This is a genomic window from Paenibacillus sp. V4I5, assembly GCF_030817255.1.
Taxonomy (GTDB): domain Bacteria; phylum Bacillota; class Bacilli; order Paenibacillales; family NBRC-103111; genus Paenibacillus_E.
In genome coordinates, this window is record NZ_JAUSZB010000002.1 from 1,392,402 (window position 1) to 1,414,347 (window position 21,946).

At 43.4% G+C, this 21,946-nt stretch carries 16 protein-coding genes; all 16 read right to left on the reverse strand.

Annotated features, from left to right (window positions below):
* Position 1: 1 nt before the first annotated feature.
* The 16 genes from QFZ78_RS08465 to QFZ78_RS08540 all read right to left on the reverse strand — a co-directional run bounded on the left by QFZ78_RS08465 (position 2) and on the right by QFZ78_RS08540 (position 21,942).
* Entirely contained in the window at positions 2 to 2,902 is a 2,901-nt protein-coding gene (locus tag QFZ78_RS08465; protein ID WP_307546644.1) for an ABC transporter permease, read from the reverse strand.
* A 12-nt stretch (positions 2,903 to 2,914) separates the two neighbouring features.
* Positions 2,915 to 3,949, reverse strand: a complete 1,035-nt coding sequence (locus tag QFZ78_RS08470; protein WP_307546646.1) for an efflux RND transporter periplasmic adaptor subunit — start codon at positions 3,947 to 3,949, stop codon at positions 2,915 to 2,917.
* Positions 3,933 to 4,640 (reverse strand): ABC transporter ATP-binding protein, encoded by a 708-nt coding sequence (locus QFZ78_RS08475; RefSeq protein WP_307546648.1) that lies wholly within the window; start codon positions 4,638 to 4,640, stop codon positions 3,933 to 3,935. Before QFZ78_RS08475 ends, QFZ78_RS08470 begins: the two co-directional genes overlap by 17 nt.
* Positions 4,641 to 4,728: 88 nt before the next feature.
* Complete coding sequence (locus tag QFZ78_RS08480) at positions 4,729 to 5,214, reverse strand: hypothetical protein (protein ID WP_307546650.1); 486 nt, start codon at positions 5,212 to 5,214, stop codon at positions 4,729 to 4,731.
* Between the two features lie 83 nt (positions 5,215 to 5,297).
* Entirely contained in the window at positions 5,298 to 6,668 is a 1,371-nt protein-coding gene (locus QFZ78_RS08485; protein WP_307546651.1) for an S-layer homology domain-containing protein, read from the reverse strand.
* A gap of 196 nt (positions 6,669 to 6,864) precedes the next feature.
* Positions 6,865 to 8,208 carry an ABC transporter substrate-binding protein gene (locus QFZ78_RS08490; protein ID WP_307546653.1) on the reverse strand — a complete coding sequence of 448 codons (1,344 nt, stop codon included), beginning with the start codon at positions 8,206 to 8,208 and terminating at the stop codon, positions 6,865 to 6,867.
* Positions 8,209 to 8,264: 56 nt separating this feature from the next.
* Positions 8,265 to 9,266 carry a hypothetical protein gene (locus QFZ78_RS08495; RefSeq protein WP_307546655.1) on the reverse strand — a complete coding sequence of 334 codons (1,002 nt, stop codon included), beginning with the start codon at positions 9,264 to 9,266 and terminating at the stop codon, positions 8,265 to 8,267.
* A 359-nt stretch (positions 9,267 to 9,625) separates the two neighbouring features.
* Positions 9,626 to 10,957: an ABC transporter substrate-binding protein gene (locus QFZ78_RS08500; RefSeq protein ID WP_307546657.1), complete on the reverse strand. Its 1,332-nt coding sequence runs from the start codon at positions 10,955 to 10,957 to the stop codon at positions 9,626 to 9,628.
* 195 nt (positions 10,958 to 11,152) lie between these two features.
* Positions 11,153 to 13,303 carry a COG1470 family protein gene (locus QFZ78_RS08505; RefSeq protein ID WP_307546659.1) on the reverse strand — a complete coding sequence of 717 codons (2,151 nt, stop codon included), beginning with the start codon at positions 13,301 to 13,303 and terminating at the stop codon, positions 11,153 to 11,155.
* A 104-nt stretch (positions 13,304 to 13,407) separates the two neighbouring features.
* Positions 13,408 to 14,136, reverse strand: a complete 729-nt coding sequence (locus QFZ78_RS08510) for a hypothetical protein (protein WP_307546661.1) — start codon at positions 14,134 to 14,136, stop codon at positions 13,408 to 13,410.
* 25 nt (positions 14,137 to 14,161) lie between these two features.
* Positions 14,162 to 14,899 (reverse strand): hypothetical protein, encoded by a 738-nt coding sequence (locus QFZ78_RS08515; RefSeq protein WP_307546663.1) that lies wholly within the window; start codon positions 14,897 to 14,899, stop codon positions 14,162 to 14,164.
* Positions 14,900 to 14,941: 42 nt separating this feature from the next.
* On the reverse strand, positions 14,942 to 15,658 hold the full coding sequence (locus tag QFZ78_RS08520; RefSeq protein WP_307546666.1) for a hypothetical protein: 717 nt from the start codon (positions 15,656 to 15,658) through the stop codon (positions 14,942 to 14,944).
* A gap of 29 nt (positions 15,659 to 15,687) precedes the next feature.
* Positions 15,688 to 16,644 carry a carbohydrate ABC transporter permease gene (locus tag QFZ78_RS08525; RefSeq protein WP_307546668.1) on the reverse strand — a complete coding sequence of 319 codons (957 nt, stop codon included), beginning with the start codon at positions 16,642 to 16,644 and terminating at the stop codon, positions 15,688 to 15,690.
* 38 nt (positions 16,645 to 16,682) lie between these two features.
* The gene (locus QFZ78_RS08530; RefSeq protein WP_307546671.1) at positions 16,683 to 17,549 is read right to left on the reverse strand and encodes a carbohydrate ABC transporter permease; all 867 of its coding nucleotides are present in this window, start codon (positions 17,547 to 17,549) and stop codon (positions 16,683 to 16,685) included.
* Positions 17,546 to 19,825 (reverse strand): DUF5696 domain-containing protein, encoded by a 2,280-nt coding sequence (locus tag QFZ78_RS08535; RefSeq protein ID WP_307546673.1) that lies wholly within the window; start codon positions 19,823 to 19,825, stop codon positions 17,546 to 17,548. Before QFZ78_RS08535 ends, QFZ78_RS08530 begins: the two co-directional genes overlap by 4 nt.
* A complete protein-coding gene (locus QFZ78_RS08540; RefSeq protein ID WP_307546676.1) occupies positions 19,822 to 21,942 on the reverse strand; it encodes a YIP1 family protein in 2,121 nt (706 codons plus the stop codon). Before QFZ78_RS08540 ends, QFZ78_RS08535 begins: the two co-directional genes overlap by 4 nt.
* Positions 21,943 to 21,946: the final 4 nt, after the last annotated feature.

Below are 21,946 nucleotides of genomic sequence, written 5' to 3' on the forward strand. Positions count from 1 at the left end.
ACTAATCCTCCCCCAACTTAACAGCTTGATGAATTCGAATACGGGATACGAAAGACCCAAGTACTCCTAATCCGATCGCGATCATCATCGTGACGATCCAATACAGCCGAACTTGATCACGAGGATCAAATGTTACTTCGAATGGCGGTACCTGTGTTTTCGGATCGAATGACAATTCAAATAAGGGTACGAACAAATGACTCGTCACGTTTCCCGTCAGAATTCCAATAAAGATGGCCGCACCGGAGATCAAGATTTGCTCACCAACAAGCATCAGTATCAACTGGAAAAAGGAAATGCCCATCGCTCTCAAAATGCCGAACTGAAGCGTTCGAGCGAATATGGATAGAACCCAATATAACAGGAAGCCAAAAAAGCAAATGAAGATCGATATCAGAAAACCAAGCGTCATCACACCATTAATGGCCATCTGGAAGGGATCCTTGATCGACTTAATCTGTTCCTGTTTGGCATCCCTCAAAGACTCTATCTCATAGCCATGATCGACGATTGCTTGATAAACCGCTTGACTGCTTGCCTCTGGTTTCAGCTTCAACCAAACCTCATACGGCTCCAGCGCAAGATTGTTTTGAATATATGGTAGTTGGCCGATCACAAGATTTGGCTTCTTTATTTTCGTAGTGGAACCCTGCTTCGTTGTGGTTACCACTGTATCATTGACCCCTGGGTTTGGATTCCAAGACGGCCAATAATCAATCACCCCATACACAGTAAATTGTGCTCCTTCTACACCTTCCCAGCCTACAGTCATCGTGTCGCCAGGTTTCAGACTATATTCTTCGGCCATCGATTTCGATATTAAAACAGCAGATGGATTGCGTGCGATCAAGTTTAAGTATTCATTGATATGATGGTCAAGTAATCTATCGCGCATCCAAGCGGTTTCACCAAATTGTTTACTTTCTATTCCCATAAGTTGTATATTCTCAGTTGTCTTTCCCCGAATGTAAATCGCATCCTTTTTATTAAACACTTTTGCAGCGTGTTCCACACCATGCAGCTGCGTAAAAGGCAGGAATGACGGCTCTGTATATTGTGTCTTTTGTGGAGCATCGGAATCAGCTTGGGAATCAGAATCTCCCTCTTCAGACTCTTCCATTAAACCAGTCAAGATAGCCGGAGGAGCGTCATTCTCCCAACGGATTTGCGTCGTGATATCGGCGCCCGCGGAGTATAGGATTTTATCGGCCGTATTCTTGTTGATGGTACGGGTTGCACTGGCACTGAATAAGCCTGTGGCAATTGTAATAATCAGAAAAACCATAATAAATTGGTATTGAATGGTCGAACGGCTGACTTGAATTAATGTGCTATACAGGGAAGGTGGCCACCAGCGTCTGCCAACTTTAAACACCAAACGCATAAACCAAGGGTAAAATCGAAGAATGAGCAGACCCATACCCAATATAAAAAGTGCAGGAATGAGAAACAGCAGCGGATCTACCTTTAAATCGCCGGATTTTAAGCCAAGCGACAGGAGCTCTTTAATTCGAGTTTTATAATTATTCAAGCCGTAAAGGGCTACCCCAATCAATATCACATCGATGAAATATTTATGCCAAAAAGAGCTTTTCTCCTGTCTTGCCGACTGCTGTTTTTGCCCGACAATCGTAACCCTCATAGCAAGAAAAACCGGAATCAGCGTCATCACAAGTGAACTTGCGACAGCAATTAACCCATACAGGAAAGCATCCCGATTCAGTTCAACCTCAAGCTTAGCCCGCTGGACGAATTCAAGAAACCCGCTAGACGCACCCAATATTTTAGTCAAAAAGGCACCGAAATACGGTCCGATGAAGAAAGCAATTGCACCGAGTACTAAGCCCTCCACAACATAACTGAAAATGATTTGCAAACGGCTAGCTCCACGACTGCGTAATACGGCGATTTCCGTTTTCTGGCGTTCCGTGATCAAGTTTGCAACCATGTACAAGTAAAAGGCGAGCATGAGCATAACAGGCACATTTAACGACCAAAGCATGAGCCTTAGATTGGCTTCTTTAACGTAATAGGCGCCCAGAGTTTGTAAGGCAGGAGCATTCATATTGTGAGTTTCATAACGTTTATCCATATGGGCCGTGATCGTGCGATGAGCATCAATGAAATCGTTCGTGGATACCAGCGACATTTTGCTATAATCAAGGGCCAAATACCAATAGCTAGACTGAATATTTAGCTTGCTGCCTGCAGTGAACTCTTTTTCAAACAAATCAAAATGGATCAGAAAGCTGTTTTTATAGCTGCTTGGGATGTTATACCAGAATAGATCCGTGTAATCCTTACGATCGAATACACCTACTGGCTTGACGTAAACCGGTTGCTTCATATTCTCATCTTGGATTGTAAAAACGGTATTCAACACCATGCCAAGTTCTGTCAAAGCTTCTTTTACTACAAGCGCTTCATATACCCCATTAATAGGTTCTTTCTCAGGCAGACGCCCGTCTAATAGCCGGATGTGTCCCTCCATGCCATCAATGGCAGACAAATCCGCCGACCGCTGTCTGTTGATATCGACTTTGTCTGGTTCGGCCGGAGCAAGTCCGTACCGTTGCGTTGACCTCTCACGGACGAGTTGCTGGACAGGGAGGCCAAAGCTATGGCTGGCTTTGTTCAGAAATTCATCGGTTTCAGAAATTTTTTCGTTCTTTTGCTTATCTTCTGGAACCAAATTTGCTGATAACCAATAGATGCCGGGATACTGACTGCTAGAGGTTTGCAATTGCTGCAGCTCCTGAATCAGTAATCTTTGCAAGATCGCGTTTGTATATATCGGCATCGTGCTCGTTAGAGCCACAGATAACACCAATCCGAATAGCAGGCTAAGCTCCAGCCATTTATTATTGATCATTTTGCGCAAGATCATGATAAATAATGCCAATCTCTTAACCTCCTAATTATTCAAAATAATCTTCTGCCCTTCGGTAATACCTTTCCGTATTTCCACTTCCCTTGCCGCAACGATCCCTTTCTCCACATCGATCTCTTTTCTGCTTTCTCCTTCCATAACCTGTACATAGTCGCGCCCCATGTAGCTGCGCAGCCCGGCTCTAGGGATGACCAGCACATTCTCTCTCTTTTCCGTCACAATGGTGATATCTGCTTGGGAACCAATCGTCACTTCTGCCGGCAGTCCCTGCACGTTGATAAAGAGTGACTTCGAATTCCTATCCTGTACCGTTTTATTATCGCTGATCGGAGCGGTCATTGGCGTTTGAACAACCTTCCCTACATACGTCTTGTCTTTTATTTTCACATTGACATCCATGTTTATTTCCACACCAACTAAATCGTTTTGACTAGAGGCCGTATAAACTAATTTCATCTTATTCGGGTCTGAGATCGTCACCAGCTGTTTATAAGCCGATACTTGATCCCCCAGTTTCATCGGTTCAATATATGTTACAATGCCGTCGACCGTTGCCACGAGAGTTGTTCTCTCCAATTGGCTCCGCAGCGATTTCAACTGAATTTGAGCGCTTTCGTAATCGAGCATTTTCAAACGAACCGCAGGATCATCGCCACCCTTATCGGCTATTTCTTGTGCCATTGAAATTTTAATCTTTTCGAGCGTAATTTCTTGCAAACGAATTTTCATTTCAAGATCGCCCGTTTCCGTTGAAGCTACCACATCACCTGCATGTACTTTATCTCCCAATTTCACATTCATTGACGTCAATCTGCCGCCAGATTCTTTATAAAACAAGTAATCCATTTGATCCGATGCAAATGTCGCGACTCCCGTAATTTGCTTGGCGATATTGGCGTTTTTCACCTCAAAAAGCGTTAAGGATTCTGTGAGAGGTTGAACAAGCGGCGGTTTCAATTCTGGTTCTTCAATCGGCAGCAAAGAGCAGCCTGCCAAGGTACCAGCCATACACCATATTCCAAGCATCGGGAACAGGATTTTGCTAAGCTTCTTCGACAATTTGACCATCCTCCAATGTGTATACATGATCGGCTACGCTCATTATTGAGGGATCATGAGTCGTCATAATGATGGTCATCCCCTCGTGTTGAACCAAATCCTTGAATACTTTCATCACTTGAAGTCCCATCTTACTGTCCAGTTCCGCTGTCGGCTCGTCCGCCAAAATCAATAAAGGCTTATGAGCAATCGCTCTAGCAATAGCTACCCGCTGCTGCTCTCCACCGGACATTTCAAAGGGTCGATGTTTCATTCTAGCTTTCAACCCTACGAATTCGAGTGCCCTTTCCGTATACTCTTTATAAAGTACGGACGGAATGCCTGCAATTCGCAAACCGAATTCTACATTTTCGTAAGCCGTCATCAGTGGAACCAGCGCAAAGGATTGGAAAATCAATCCCATGTGAACACGTCTTAGCTCGTTGCGTTTCTTTTCTGAGAATCCACTGATTTCGGCATTTTGAAAGTACACTTTGCCTTCCGTAGGCCTGTCAAGAGCACCCAGCATATTCATTAACGTCGTTTTACCTGATCCAGACCGCCCTTTGAGAGCAACTAATTGATGTGAGGCGATCGATAGGTTGGCTCCTTTAAGAGCGTGAACGGCGGTTGAGCCGCGTCCGAACACCCTGGTAATACCTTCCGCCTGCATTAGAACTGTGGCGCTTTGCTGTTTTTGCTCGATCATCATGGATAGTCACACTCCTAAATCGCAGTTGTGTCCAAAATAAAGAGGAAACAGGGTTGTTTCCTCTTTGCGAACGTTTTCAAATATTCGATTATTGAAATGCAATATTCTCAATTTTCGCTTCACCGTAACCATAATCCCAAGCACTGACATCGACATAGAAATAAAGCGGGCCAGAGTATCCGCCCGGCAGGTCGATGATCGATTCATAATCATAATCACTGCTGTCATTTTTCGAAATGTTGAACAATTCCCCTTCATACGTGGACACCGTTACCGTGATATTAGCGTCTCTTTCCACATAGTACGACCAACCAAAGGAAATCCGGGAAATATTCTCAACGTTAATTTCACTTTTGGATACACCCGAACAATTTTCTTTATCACTGTAACCAGCTAAAGTTAAGCTGCCGTCACCGATATTAGCCGAGGAATAACAATGATTATAATGAGAATCACTGCTTGTAATGGTTGTAGTCCATTGTAAATTTGGAGGCGTTTGCGCAATTGCCGGTTGTGTTAAGAAAAACAATAAGCAGATAACGGACAGCATGCTAATAAGCTTTATCTGTTTCATTTTAATCACTCCCCGAGATTTCATGTAGATGTTAGGAAAAAACTCCAGTCCATAAACTGGAGTTTTCATTCTGTGAAAGGATATTAACCGTTTTGCAGCGTCCATAAAACGAGAGCATCCAGAAGCTTCCATGCATTGTCAGTGACCGATTCATGGTCCCCACTGTAAAAGAAGTACGAAATTCGTGCTTTTACAGCATATCCATTATCGGCTTTCGTGCCTTTATCATAGTAATAGATAGTCCCCTTAGTCTTATCGCCTGGAACGGTGGCAATCACTTTTGCTTCCTTGCCCATAAGACCGTAACCGTATGATCTTTTGGGGTCAGCCTCTTTAAATACGTCCACATTACCGGATAATTCGCTTGCTACCTTATGCTTACTGTCTACAATACTAATGGATTTCCCATTTGCAAATTCCGCGTTTTCTTCGATTGACGAAAGACCGAGATAGTACATGCCATGGTTTTTTGTATATACGGTTGGAATTGCAACATCTTTCATAACTCCACCCTTAAGATACTTGCCGTTCACGGTATTACTGATATAGATCAAATCATATCCTTCCGTTTTTTCTGCAGTGAATTTTCTATCGACAATATTGGTCACCCTAAAACCAAGAGCCTTCAAACGATCTTGAACTAAAACGTCCTCCTCAGGAATGCTAGCTGCGTCCCTTCCTACAAATAGTACTTTCTTTCCTTCTGCAGAAACTTCACCTGCAGGGGTAGTCGGAGTTTCTGGATCAGTAGTCGGTGTGCCCGGCTCTGTCGTGCCATCCCCATCGAAGAGATTCTTCGCTTCAAAGCTTGCGAGCGCTAACATTTTTCTTGTAGCCGATTTCGTACCGCCAAATTTATCATCATCTTGGTTCGTCATGAGATTCTTTTCAAGCGCAAGCGCGACATATCCTTTTGCCCAAGCGTCCACAGTGTTGTCCGTAACAGGCGTAGCTTGTTTAGCGTCTTCCTCCAAACCAAGACCCCTTATGAGGAATGCGGCAAGCTCTTGCCGAGACACTGCACCGGATGGTTTGTAAGTTTTCCCTTCTGCATCATACCCGTTTGTTAGCCCTGCTTTCTTGAGCGCCTCAATATAGGGAAGTGCATAGGAATTTGCCGGATCGTCAGAGCGAACATCGGTAAATGTAGAGCTTGTAAGCGTTTCATCAATTGTTAATTTAAAAATAATGCCAGCCACTTTGGCGAACTGCGCGCGATTCATTTCGGCATCCAAACCGAAAGTATCTTCCGTCAATCCGTTAAAAACGCCGCCTTTAATCAGCGAATCAAATTTGTCCTTCACATCTTGCGGCAGATCCTTCAAATCCTTGAAATCATCCACGGATTTAGTAGTAGAAGCTTGATTATCCGAAGCGGTATCGGCTGCAAAAGCAAGCGGAAGTAAAGATAATGACAAGAGAAGAACCATGAATAGCATTGTTATACGTTTCATACAGATCACCTTCCAATTTTAGATTTGCAAAGAGACGAGCTTGCAGTCAGTTAAGAAAAAATCAGGTATTATTTTACACGACTAACATATACACCTCCTCAGCAAAGGCATCGTTGCACTATCCTAACATTAATACGAAAAGATGAATCTATTATAGGGGCTTTTACTCATGTTTATAGGTCTTTAATAGGTTTGATTATTTCTTTACAGCTTTATCGAGTGCAGCCTTTTCAGCTTTCTTCGTTTCGATTCCTTTCGTCGATTGTTCTTCAATCATGCGCAGTGCCGTTACAGAGTCTTTGGACTCTTTGAAAATCAAGGGTCCGAATACATTCTGCATCGGAACGTCATACCAGGCTAAACCTGCTGCGCGTGCTGCCGGAGGCATAGCAGTTTTGCCATGGAAAATAGCTTTCGTGTTCTTACCTCGCATTTGAGTTAAATTTTGTCCGAACGCTTCTTGGACAGCTTTGCTTTCCAAAGGCACGATTACACCTTCTTTTGCCAAATCGACTTGATGCTCTTCGGAGAGAATTGCGGCCATAACCTGAAAAGCTTGATCCTTTTTCGTCGATTGTTTCGTAATGTACATGGCATATAGGTTTGGTTGATACCTCGTATCCGGAACATCGCTAAATGAAGGTACCGACACGACATCGAAGTTCAAGTTTTTGTTTTGTTCATGAAACGAAACAATATGGTCCACCGTTGCCACAGCCATGGCAATATTTCCTTTTGTAGCAAAAGTTTCGACGGTATCAAACTGATTGGCGGGAATATCATAGAAACGTCTCAAGTTGTCGACAATCTTTTTCCACTCCGGCGTGTTCAAGCTTGCCTTATCTTCCGTTTGGCTAAGCGGCGAAACAGAAAGCTGATTGTAGTTCATATAATGGCCTGGGTTTTGAGAAAACCCTTTATATGTGATTTCACCTTCCACACGGGTCAGCCTTTTGGCCATCTCGTATGCTTCGTCGTAGGTCATGCCATCCTTCGGATAGTCGACGCCGAATTTGTCAAAAATGTCTTTGTTATAGAATAGAACGAAATCGTTATTATTGAATGGCAAACCGTATATCTTCCCATCCGGCGTCATATTTCTCATCTGAGCCATGTGGGCCGGATTTAATTGGTTTGTATCGAAGTTATACTTTTTGATCAAATCGCTGATGTCATACTGAAGATCGTTATCGATAATATATCTATTCGCATTCATACGGGTGTTATCAAGGATAATGTCCGGGATCGTGCCGGCCGCAATCAAGTCCTGATATTGTCTGCCCGGATTATCCCAGTGCACATGCTTAATCGTCATATCTGGAAATTTCTTTTTAAGAAATTGGCCGATTTGTTTGTCGAAATTTTCTTCTTTTGCATAAAAAGATGGCCAAACCGTGTAAATAAACAATTCATTTTCAGGTGACTTGTTTATCGGTTTGTTGGCTTCAGCAACAGGAGCGGAGTCTGGACCTTTCTCGCATCCTGCCAACAGTGTGAGCAATGAAACGATAAAAAAAGTACTCTTTACATATTTTTTCACGGTGTTTAGTACCTCCAATGAAGAATAATTGTCCTATTCGATTGCTTCTACAACTATTAGCCGTTTTGCAAAGTCCATAGAACGATATTGTCCCAAAGCTTCCACCCTGCGTCAGTTGAATTATCCTGCATTCCATTGCTCCAATAGTAGAACGATAACCGAGCTTTAGTCGTGTATCCGTTATCGGCTTTCGAGCCTTTATCGTAATAATAGAGTGCAGCTTTCGTCTTATCTCCCGGGATCGTTGCAATCACTTTCGCTTCCTTCCCCACTATTCCGAAACTAACACCGTAACCCGTGTCAGCTTCTTTAAACACGTCCACTGTGCCTGATAATCCACCGGCAACTTTATGCTTGCTATCAACGATGTCGATCGATTTTATTTTTTTAACCGTAGCTCCTTCCTCGAGCGAGGATAGGCCCAGATAGAACATACCGTGGCTTTTCACATAGACGGTTGGAATCGCGACATCTTTCATGACGCCACCCTTCAAAAACTTAGAGTTCACCGTTTGACTGAAATAGAGCAAATCATAACCTTTGGTTTCATCGGCAGTAAAATCTTTATCGCCAAGCTTAGTAACAATGAAGCCCATACCCTTCAAACGATCGGCTATTGCAACATCTTCCGCAGGCACAGGAACTTGTTCCCGCCCAACAAAGAGCACTTTTTTCCCTTTAGGTGATATTTCGGGCTGCGGCGTTGGCTCGGGTTTGGCCGCAGCTGGTGAAGGCGCCACTGTAGCTTTCGGAGAATCCTTAGGTACAGTCGTTGCCGAAGCCTTGGATGAATCTGTAGCTGCAGGCGTTACTGATGCTTTAGAAGATTCCGTAGGTGCAGGCGTTACCGAAGCCATAGATGAAGCTGTAGGCAGTGCAGAAGCCTTGGAAGATTCCGTAGGCGCTGCCGTTACCGTAGGCACTGGTGACATCGTGGGCGCGACCGATTCGGTGACTTTTGGCGAGACGCTCGCATCAGGATTTTCTTTGGATGACGAGCAGGCGATCATGGTCATTGTCATCAAAGCGATGACGAGCAGGATGAGAAAACGTTTCATTGAACTAATTCCCCCTAAATTCTTGATCTTGATACATTCGCTTTGGAAGGTGATTTTCACTTGGCGGCTTTCTCATATACAAACCTGGATGCTGCTGATAGCTCTTCTACATAGGTTCTGATTCGCAGCCTGCAATAACGGTGATTTGTCGCAATTAACAAGAGATTCTTCTTCATAGCTCGCCTCCATTATTCGCCATGTAAACGCTTCTATTTTTATTAAAAAATGAAGCGAGTACCGGCAACTTCGTTTGGCACTCTTTTATATCCTTACTTTATTACTAATTTATTGCGCTTACATTAGGGGGGTAGTTCTATTTTATAGGTTGTTTGTTGCATCTTTCCGTACCGTGGTAAACTCTATTGATGTTGACTAGTTCCGCCATCCTTCTGAATCACTTTCGTTTCTTCTATTGCTTTGTTCATGGCATCATTGGTCATACGCAGTGCCGTTTGGCTATCTTTGGATTCTTCCGCAATTAAATTCCACACCATATCCGTATTCGAGTCTATGAAGGTCAAACCAGGTTTACGAAGAGCAGGCTTAGCACTATTTAAATAAAAGAGCGACTGGAGATGCTTTCCTTTCCACTCCTGAATACCTTGCCCGAATACCTGTTGAACCGCAGGGTCTATTAGAGGAGAAATGATTCCCTGTTTGGATTGTTCAATTTGAATCTCTGTCGACAGAAGATAAGCAATGACCTGAAACGCCAGATCCTTCTTTTTGGATTGATTCGTTATAAACATGCCGTTCGTGTTGGGCTGAAATTTGGACTTAGGCGCCTCCAGAAAAACTGGAACGGAAGAAACATCGAAGTTTAAGCTTTTGTTCTCGTTAACCAATCTCACCGCATTTTCCAAGGAGTCCACAATCATCGCAATATTGCCCTTAGAAAAGGCATTCGTTTTGACTAACTGATTGCCGGGAATATCATAGAATCTCCTAATATTGTCTACACTCTTCACCCATTTATCTGATACCATGGAAGCCTTGTCTTCGTTGGGGTCGAGTCCAGGTTCCGATAGCTGGTTAAACTTCAAATAATGGGCAGGATTCATCTGGAAACCTTTATAGGTGATTTCTCCCTCTTGACGCGTCAACTTTTTGGCCATCTCATAAGTTTCATCCCAAGTCATGCCATCCTTCGGATATTCCACACCAAACTTGTCAAATATATCTTTGTTATAAAACAGCACCCACTCGTTCGAATTAAAGGGCAGCGAATACAGTTTTCCGTCCGATGTATTAATGGAATGCTGCATGTCTGCCGGGTTCAGTTTGTTGGTATCAAAATTGTATTTTTTGATCAGATCGGTCATGTCATATTGCATATCAAATCTTCGAACCTGTCTGTACGTGTTGCGGCGTACTTCATCAAATACAATGTCGGGGATAGTGCCCGCTGCAACCAAGTCCTCATACCTTCTGCCTGGATTATCCCAATGAATATGCTTGACTTTAAGATCCGGGAACTTCTTTTTGATATATTGACCAATCTGCTTTTCGAATATTTCTTCCTTGACGTAAAACGCAGGCCAGGCCGTGTAGATGAACAATTCGTTTTCCGGTGATTCCGTTGTTTTGGCGACTGCCGGAGTTTGCTCAGAACTTACAGACTCTGACTCGCAACCCGCCATGACTAAACATGCCAACGCAATCAATAAGGATGACAAAAGATACTTTTTCATTCTTCATTAAACCTCCTTTATGATTTTCGCTTTACACGGAAGCGCTTTCTAAATAACTTTATTAAAAATGAATTGTGCTTTCATTAGGGGATAGTTTCTTTTTATAGGTTGTTTGTTGCATCTTGCCATATATTCCCGTCATACGGTGTTTTGCAAAAAAAGCGAAGGCTGAGTGCCTTCGCTTCGATAAATAAACTAGTCCGTTGTAATAAACCAATCAGCTTTCTGTGACGCCAGCAGCTTTCTTTGACCTTGGAACTCGTCATAAATACTGAGCGTATATTTCTCGAGGAATTTAGTGTTATAAATGAGTCCCGGGTCTGGGATCGTGATTTGAAAATTCTCTCTCTTGCCAAGTCGAATCTTCGTATCTTCATCCGCTGTGGAGTCTCCATTTATAACGTCAAAGTCTTTGAAATCAAATTTTTTCTCAAAGCGTTTCATCCCGCCGCCATCTTCAAAAACAAGCAGCAAGTTATGGCCTTCGGTATTAATTTCTGTTAGTTTTTCCTTTGTTAACTCGTAGTTGAACTTTAAAGTAAATACTTTATCCTCAATCTTCGTACCAATTTTATCAACCGTTATCGTATACGGGAATAATTCGACATTCTTAAGCGTTGTGGCTACGTTAGTCTTCTCAGCCGGCAGCCAGTAAGCAACTGGGTTCACATAGGAATCAGCAACGGCTTTCTCACCTTCCGATAGCTTGCCTTCGGTGACTGCTTCTCCAAGAAGTAAGTTCATATTTGAAGTAGAGTAGCCTCTTGGTACTGAAGCCCATACATTTAGCAGTGCTTTTCCTGATGGACTAATCTTATTCTTCACTTCTGCAACCGAGGCCGGGAATACCGTACCGTCAGGTGAACGAAAATTGGCGAATAGCTTGGAAACATTAGTGAATCGCTTCTCCAAATTCGTTACCTCAACCATGGCCGAGTACATGATATTCGTTTTGTCCTCATAGGTGGACACACTGTGAATCACATACTTTGCCTTACGCCCTACATCATTGACTGAGTAAGACTGGCCCAAACCGATGAAAGGAATCGCCTGAAGCTCTGACTGTGTGGAGAATTCCAAAACATCCGTAGCTGTGGCACCGCCGTTATCCGTTTCTGAAGTTGGCGCTTCAGCATCATTTTCTTGCAGAACTAACTTCACGTGAGAAAACTCATACGTATACGGCACTTTGCCCGCAATTTGCAGATTGACGCTTGCTCCTGCTCCCAATCCAATCACTTTAGCTGTCTGAATAAGCTTAGCATCGATTTTGACAGCATCATCAAGCAGGAAATATCCGGATAACTTCGGGATAGGCAATGACTCTTCAACTTTATTACTTAGTGTCAAATCGGCCGTCAATATGTCTTGATCTTCCCAAGGCAGTCGATAAAGTCCACCCAGTTGAGTGGTATAAACACCCGATTTACTTGTGAAGGAATACTCTTTTCCAATTGATCCGCCTTCCTGAGACGTAACTGCTGGCAGCCCAAAATTCGCGACGGATACATTTAACTTCAGGTCTGAAATGGTTTCCGCTACGGATAACTGCCAAGAATCCGCGGCAATCGTCACCGGAATGGAACCAGAGAGCTGAATCTCCTTGCTCTCCTTCGGATTGATCTTTAACTCTTTCAGTCCCTTAGCTTCAAGCGGATAAAGCAGCCCCTCTGGCGTGCGAATCGAGAAGAGGTACGCAGGAATGGCAACTGTTTGACTGCCAGCATTTTCTAAAGTCACATACACATTTGGAACGTGATATTTTTCGTTCTTATTGCTGACAAATTTCTTAATAGAAGCATTTACTTGGACACCGCCTACTGAAATGGCTGCAGCGCCATCTGGAGGCGTAACATCTGTATAGTCATCTGGTACCGCGATTTCTCCAAGTACCCTTTCAAAATTTGATTGACCAAAATCCCATTTGATAAATTGGACAACGAGATCTTGCAATTTCGTGCTGGGGTTAACAGTCGCATAGAATGTTAAATCTGTTGTTGAACCAGGAGCAACCCGGTTCTTATCTTTATCAGCAGGCAGTAAACGCGCTGTAAATAGATTACCGGATTTGCTATTCAACCGAGCCCAATAATCAATAAATTGCAACTCGCTGCTTCCTTCGTTGTGAATGGTAATGGTAAATGTCGCTAGATTCCCACTTTGATTAGGTAAAACATGAATCTGTTTCAACTCAAAATAACTGCTTCCAGTTATCGGTACCTTACCTACCGCCAACGAAATTACGATTGGACTGCCATCTGCCCAAACAGGTGTGATGGCTCCCAAAGCCAATGTGGCAGACAAGGCAATGGTTGCTAAGTATTTGAAGCGGAACTTGATGTTCATAGTTATACGACCTCCATCAGATTTGCGACTGTAAAGCGCACCAACGAAAAGGCCCTCCTGAACGGAGAAGCCTAAAGAATTTGTTCCTTTTCGTTAAAGGAGTATCACTTGCTTCCGATTGCCCATTTTACGGCTGCATCGAAGAGCTTCCAGCCATCGTCGGTCTGGTTGATTTCTTCTCCATTTACCAAATAAAAGTACACTTGACGTGCCGGTACAGATTCGTTATTTAAGTTTTTGACGCCCTTCTCAAACGCGCAAATGACGGCTCTTTGGTCATCATCGGGAGCTGAGGCAACAATGACTCCCTCCGTGCTTGGCACGACGAAACCGATCTTCCCGTCTAGCTTATAGACATCCACATTGCCTTTTAACCCAGCTGCCATCGGATGATTGCCGGCTTTAATCGTAACCGTTTTACCGGAGAAATCGCCATTATCCGTGTCCGTCGATTTACCCGACAAAGCCACATCACCTATATTTTGAGATTCAGCATATATGACGGGTATCGGTGAAGCAATTAACTTGTTGCTAACTCGACCGGAGTTGACAGTTGAACTGACAAATACCAAAGCATATTTCAGCGCTTCGGCGGCAGTAAGCTCTTTGTCCGAAGTCACTGCAACTTCAAATCCGAGTGCTTTCAAATGTTTAATTGTAATGGCATCTCCACCGCTCTCCCTACCGACAAAGAGCGCTTTCTTACTTTTTCCAGATACTTTCGGAGTATTCCCACCCTGACTCGCATCAGGATTACCCTGTGTTGTTGCTGTGCAAGCCGTAGCGAAAATCATGATCATCGCAATAATGAGAAGGCTCAAAAATCGCTTCATGAAATATCCTCCTTAGCAGTACATGCTATTTTTTCCCAACGGTCCAACGAACGGCTGCATCGAAAAGTTTCCAGCCACTTTCAGTTTGATTAATCTCTTCACCATTGAACAAATAGAAGAACACTTCGCGCGCGAGTACAGGTTGGTCCTTTGCATTTTTCACGCCTTTTTCATAGGCAAAAATGGTCGCTTTTTGATCATCGTTCGGTACCGTAGCCACAACAATCGCCTCGGAGCCAGGGGTAGCATATCCCATTTTCCCGTTATCTTTATAGACGTCCACCTGGTTCTGAAGCCCTGCTGCAAGTTGATGCTTACTGTCTTTGATTTGAATCATCTTTGCCACGTTCCCTGCATCCAATTTACCGTATCCATCGGTAATCGTCATTCCTGTATCCGAGGTTGATTGAGGCTCGGCATAAATAACGGGTACGGCAGCCTTTACAAAATTGTCACGGATTTTACCGGAATTTACGGATTCGCTTACATAGATTAGCGTATATCCATTCGCTTTTTCAGGAGAAACTTCTTTGTCCGATATTACCGTGACTTCTAAGCCATGCACTTCTTTTAAGCGTTTGGAAACGATAGCATCTCCACCGCTGTCTCTTCCGACAAATAGAACTTTTTTCCCATTGCTCTGCGATTTGTTCGGAGCTGTCTGTTGATTGGACACGGAATCCATATTAACCGGTGCTGATGTACAAGCCATTAGTGCTAAAAACAGCATGAAGATAACGATCATGTTCAGTAAACGTTTCATAGACCAAATCCCCTTTACCAAAATAGTAGTAATGCTCAAAAATTACTTCTTTCCATTTTGTGAGGCCCATTGAATGGCGGCGTCAAATAGCTTCCACCCATTATCGGTCAAATTGGGCTCTTGACCGACCGGCAAGGAGAAAAACACCTGCCGCGCGGGTACGGGATCGCCCAATATGTTTTTCGCGCCCTTCTCATAGGCGAATAAGGTGTATTGTTTATTGTTGCCATTGACCGGATTCTCAGCGATAATCGTAGCTTCTTTACTCGGACTTTGGCTGTATGATAATTTCCCGTCTGCTTTATAAATTGCGAAGGTATCCTTTAATCCAGCCGCAATTGGATGCTTGCTGTCTATGATTAAATTAGTTCTTACTTCTGATGTTTCGCCAAAATTTGAAGCCCCTCCCATACCGATCATGCCCGCTACTTGAGTTTTGGATGAGACAACAGGCACAGTAGACTGTTTCAGCTTACTGTCGATATTGGAAGAGTTTACAGCAGAGCTTATATAGATTACTCCATATCCGTTCGCTTTTTCCACGGTGAAGTGAGCGTCAACAATATCAAAGACTGTGTATCCCTGCTTTTTTAAACGATTGATGATAAAATTCTCTCCGCCTCCTTCCTTAGCCCTTACAACAAGCACTTTTTTGGCATTTTCCGATGTCACCTGTGAATTTGCCGAATCCGTTGATGAACACGCAATAAGGGAAACCACCATGACGGCAACAATAAAAAAAGCAAGAAGTCGTTTCATTTCCATTATCCTCCAATTCTGAAATGGTCCTATTCCACCAATCCAGTTCTTTCCACGCCCTCAACGAACCAGCGTTGCGTAAATGTATACAAAAGCATCGGCGGTATGATCATCATGAATGTTGTAGCCATTCTAATCGCTTCGTCATTAACCGACGGCCCGTATACTTCTGCTTGCTGTCTCAGCGCAGAGGCAATGCGTGATATCCCCATTGAGAGAGGCGCAGTTTCGATATCGGACAAATACATGCTTGGCAAATAGAAATCGTTCCAGGTCCAAACGAAGGAAAACAAAAATACGACGAGAATGGCAGGTTTGGCAAGCGGCATCATCACTTTGTAAAATATTTTAAAAACATTGGCCCCATCAATTCTGGCGGCTTCCTCCAGCTCCTTCGGTTGAGTGGAGAAAAATTGACGATAAATGATGACGAACAGCGCACCCTTTAAACCGAGGCCGAAAAATGCAGGCACAATAATGGGGTAAATCGTATTCAAAAGTCCTAGTTCTCTCGCATAAATGATGTTCGGCAAGATGGTAACCTGAATCGGTACAATAAATGTCAGCAGCAATAAAAAAAACATCAACCTCTTAAAAGGGAATTTCAATCTTGCAAAGGCATAACCGGTCACAGCACAGGATAACGTTTGCAATATGGCCACTGAAAGAGAGAGCGTCAAGCTGATGCCGAAAGCTTTCGGATATTTCAACCAAGCCCAAGCTTCCTGCAGGTTTCCAAGGTACAGCGTCCGTGGAAACCAGTTAACGGAAGGATCTAGCAAATCATCTGCGTTTTTGACCATAGTGGTTATCATATGGAGGATAGGCTTCAGATAAATGTAAGCCGTATCCAGCAATATTAAATAAATAAAAAATTTAAATAACATCCCTTTATCCGCTTCTCTGCCTATAATCGTATAGCGGGCTTTATTTAACCAAAGCAGAAACGATTGCGATTGCTCTTTCTTGATTTTTAATCCGATCATAGCTTCACCTCTACAATAAGTTTTTTGTTATTTAAATTTTAAACAGTCTCTCTTTGGGACTTTGTAACCCTGCTGAAGAGGATGAAAATAATCGCCAGGAAGAAGCTGATAATAAGGAAATAAATCCATACAAGCGCGCTTTGCTGGCCATACTCACTTTCTCTAACCTTTGCCAATATGGGGTTAGTCGGGAAAGTAAATAAGTCAACTACTGTGTAGATCGTATTAAGGAAAATAAATGGTATCATAGCTGGCAGAGTAATTTTCCAGAACGTTTCCCAAGGACCGGCGCCGTCAATTCGCGCCGCTTCATAGGCCGAATTCGAAATGGTCTGCCTACCTCCCAGGAAGATTAAAATTTGTACCCCTGAATACCACAAGATCAATACGAACGAGTCGAGAATCTTGATTAGTGGATCTGACCATGTCGACGATAGATTGGCACTTATGAGGCCTGAAACATTGTACTTCGACATAAAGCCCAGGTTACCCTCACCTTGTGTCAGAAATTCCGCTACAACTTGACCTGTCGCTAAAATGACAGGAAGAAAGAATATCGCGCGGAAAAATGTTCGACCAACAAATTTTTGGTTCAGAATGATGGCAATCATCAAAGCAAATATGACGATAATAGGGATCATAAACAACGCTTGCCTAAGAAACGGCAATAAATCGTCGTACAAGAGTTTGCCATTCTCAAAAAGGATATATCGGTAATTGGTCCATGCAACGTACTCGGTTGTTGTTTTCGTTGCCGTTATCGTCACTTTTTGAAAGCTCATAAACAAAGAGAAGCCTATTGGGAATGCCATAAATACGATAAAACCAATAAACCAAGGGGCAATAAAGAGCGTACCTTCCAAATATTCGACTAGTGACGAGCTTAGTCTCCTCTTACGTTTCATCGGCTTGCCCCTCCTCGAATCACAACGAAGTTTTGTGCTGGAACGGCAAGATCTCCGCTGCGGTACGGCTCTAAATTATAGTTGACAATGACCCGTGTACCATTTTCGTAGGTTGTTTCCTTTACGTTGGGGGCTAGCGTCTTGTGATCGGCAATAAACTGATCCTGTACATTACCAAGCGCTTCGTTGTATCGCTTATACTGCTCTACGGCAAAAGTCTCCCAATAGGGATAATACGTGTTATAGTATCGTATGCCGAAAGAATTCACGTATTTTTTCGATTCCTCCCTTGTGAAAATAAAAGATGGCTCCGCGCCGTATTCAATATCACGCAAAAAGTCGTGTACGTCTTCTTGCCGGTTATTTACAAATTCCGATGAGTAGGAGACTAAACCGTGGGTAGCAATCTGAACAAAAGGAACGGCTTCATCTGTAAATAAATCGTAGGAATGATCGTAAACCAGCGTTTGAATATAATTCATATGAGGCAGTGCATAAAGATTTGAATATTTCCCTTCTACGCCACCTAATGATTCTTTTATCGTTTTTAAAATACGCTCCTGTACATCCCGAGCTTCATCTCTTGTCGAACCGAACCCCGAATTATAGTCACTGAACAATTTTTGTCCGAGTATGTTGACAGCAATTCCGTCAACACCCATCGCTTTATATTGATTCAGGTCTTTCTTAACCATCTCTTCTGCAAATTTATAGCTGACCGCTGGCGTTCGTTCTCTGTTATATAAAGCACTGACCTTTTGATTACGCCCGGCCAAATTGACGATGGCATGATATTTCTCATCAAAACCTGCCCCCCCCGTGTTGTTCAAGGCATATTCAGCCTCTAAATAAACTGGTAAACCGTAATTGTGGGCATTATCAATGAACGCTTTCATTCCTTTATCGCCACCGATACGGGAATCAACCGGAAACGTGTTCCCAAAGGCGCTGATGCCACCCTTCTGCCACCCTTTAAACGTAAGCGACATGTTGGTTATACCTTTGTCATGTAAAGAATTGACCATTTGAATGGCGTCGTCCGTCGTGGTCAAATTGAGGTATCGTGAGGTGACCAAGCCGTCTTCCTGATCCGCCCCGATGAAGTTTACGTGCATGGGTATATTGGGATTACTGACAGTGACGGGCTTAACCCCCTTTTCCTTCATCAGATATTGACGGTATGTTTGAGCCATTCCTACATAATCCGATTTTTGACTTTCTAACATGTAGTAACGTACGACACGGTCGCTGCCGAACAATTCGTCTCTGTTATAATCGATAAACCCCCATGAATCAGGGACATTCGTATTTCTGGTTGTAAACTGCAAGAAGCTCGAACGGAAATTCATTTGTGCGGTAACCCAATTATAGTCACTGAGTACTCCTGCGGGAGCAGCAACGATGTTCGTGTATTCGTCTCCGTCGTGAACGATGGCTACAAAACCTTTGGAACCCGTCTTCATACCGAATACCGGCATAACAATCTTGTTGCGATTGTTGCTAAGTCCCGCGAAGGTATGATCTTGACCGTACACAGCTTCATCATATATCTTGTTGACGTTCAGTTGATTATCTTTAAACCGCACCAACGCGCCAGCGCCGTCCGGTATGAACATATATCCGTCCTGCCCGGCGGCGGTATATTCGGCTCCGAAGAATGGAAACAGCCTGACCCAGACCAGACCCATGTTTGCTTCCTTGATACCTTCGCGTATAATCTTCGTCTCTACATAATCGTTTTCGATTTTAACCTGTATGGGGATGGTAAAGCCTGTGGCAGGCAGTTCATAAACCAATGAGAAGCCGCCGGGAATCATTTGTACCTCTTTGATCCGTCCTCCATCCGCAGCTAAGTTTGTTTCTTTTGCTTGCAGGATGTTTTTCGAGAAATCAACGTATTGAACCATCAACGGCGAGACCAAATGCTTTTTCCAAGTCTCGGAGATCTTTTCTTTAGCCCAAGATTCCGGATTTGGAAAAGAACGGTAGACGTTTCCGTTCCGTTTGTCTTCCACCGTAAAATGACCGGTGTTTTCATCCATTTTTAAACGCAGTGCCTCGGTTTCGGCGACTTTTTTAAAGTCATTCTCTTTAGGTATTTGGGAGTCAACGTTCTTCACAGAAGCTGTAGAACCTTGTACCGCCGCCGGTAAAGCCACACGATTTTCCGGAGCTTTGAACTCAATTTTGACATTAGCCACTACCAAGTAAACGGCGACCAAGAGCAGGATGGTAACGACTGCTGTGATTTTACCTTGTTTGTTTATCCTTATCATCTCAAGATCACCTCCTGATACATTTCATAGATTAATGAAACCAAATCACTAGATAGTCCGGCTGTAATAAAGAGGAGAACGCCAATGACCAACATGGTACAAAGCGTAAAAATGATGTTCAATGCGGTTTCTCCTACACTGTAATTATGAATACACTGAATTTTCCAGAATATCAATAAACCGATCCATATAATCATCCCTTGTGCCACATAATGGTAAATGCTTGACTCAGACATCGTCATGACGTTCGAAATGAAGGCAAGAGGAATGCCAATAACCAGATACGGTACGAGCGCATAGGCACTTCCGATAAAAATATCTCTAAACCTGCCCTCTCCTCGATAGATGGAGCTCACGAGATAATTCGCAATGACCCACGCAATCCATACGATGAAAAACTGCGTAAATATCGAATATATATCTACACTCGTCGATGCGTTAAAGGAAAAGCTAGTGACAAGTCCTTTGATCACCAGAGAAGCATACACGCCGAGTAAGATGAGAATCGCACTTAAATAGCTGCCTCTACCCTCATAACGGATGGCTATAAACCCATCGATTGGATGCTTCATCATGTAAAGTACATGTTTGCAATTCAGTAGAAAGTTGTTTCGTGTTCGCTGTCTATTGCGCCATTTTTCTCGAAACCGACTTTTTGAGGTCCATTTATTCATCAACATGTATAAAATTCCGCTGAATAAAATAAGGCTCGCAATCCAGGAGAAGTTATGTTGCAGCCACTTCATTCTGATTTGCCAAAAGGCGTCAGAGTACCCTTCCTGGTTCCCTGCCTCTTTAAACAGTTTTTTCGCTTCTGGATACTGTTCCTTTGTAAAAGCCGCTGCAGCCAATCCCATAATGGCCGGAGTAAATTGGGCATTCATACGGAGCACATCCTGCCACAATTTTTCACTGGCCTCATAATAACCCGCAAGAGTCTGTTGGTTCGCTTGGTCCACCTTTTGGCCAAACTCCGATAAACGGAACACTTGAACGATATTTTCCTGATCGTCCAAAACGAACAATTCATTCCTTGCATTCACATCGAGCGCCACAGGGCTCTTCAAGAGACCCACTTGAGACGATCCGACCGCTGAAGCACCACCCCAAAAGTACAACAAATTACCAGAAGCATCATAATGACTGATATATTTAAATTGCTGGTCCACCACGATCATGTTACCGCTTTGGTCAACGGCCACATCAATCAACTGCGGACCTGAGGTTATTGGCCCTATCGGAACATCCCCATTAACGACTTCCCCGAATGTTTTGTTGGAGCTGCGGAGTAAATTATTCCCTTTAATATTTAATTTCTTTAATTGGTCGCTTTTGGCCATACCACCAGTGACCGTATAAATATAACCGTTCTTATCCGTAGCGACACTGTTAATCGTCTCCGGTCTCTTTGCGACCTCATTGGCATACATTTTCTTGGGGTACAACATGCGCTTTAAAGCATCTAACGGAGATAGCGTCGTTTTGTTTGCGCCGAAAAAGCCCTGGAATTTACCTTTCGGGTCAAGCAGCACGATCCCTTCGTAACCGCCATGCACCGCAATATACAGAAACCCCCGTTCGTCTACCATCACCTTTGCCGGATCGAAGACAAATGTCGCTGGGATGTATCTGGATTCCGGTCGTTTGAATTCAATTTGCATCTTTCCATCTTTATCCAGCTTAAGCACTCTTTTGTTACCCGTATCTGCGATATAGATGTCTCCTTCTTTGGTGACAAATATACCTTCGGGTTTGTTTAACGGACTTTCTGGAAATGTAATATAGCGCAGCAGTTGTCCCGTTTCCGTCATATGGACTATCCGGTTGTTGCCCGTATCAACGATGTAGACTTCGTTCTTTACATCTATAAAGATGTCTTTTGGATTTCGCAATGGTGAGGGCGTTTTAATGGTTGGCTGCTTAGGATCCGTTGTATACAGATCCTCTCCGATTACACCCAGTGGAAAGTAAGCCGGTTGAAGCCATATCTGATTATTATAACTATCCTTTGTGTAGGTAGAATATTTCACTTCGGCGTGCGTAGTTGCAGGCAACAGCGCGGTGCACAAGATGATCAAGGAAAGGAAAAGCCTCCACCTATGGCATCTTATTTTCATGCTC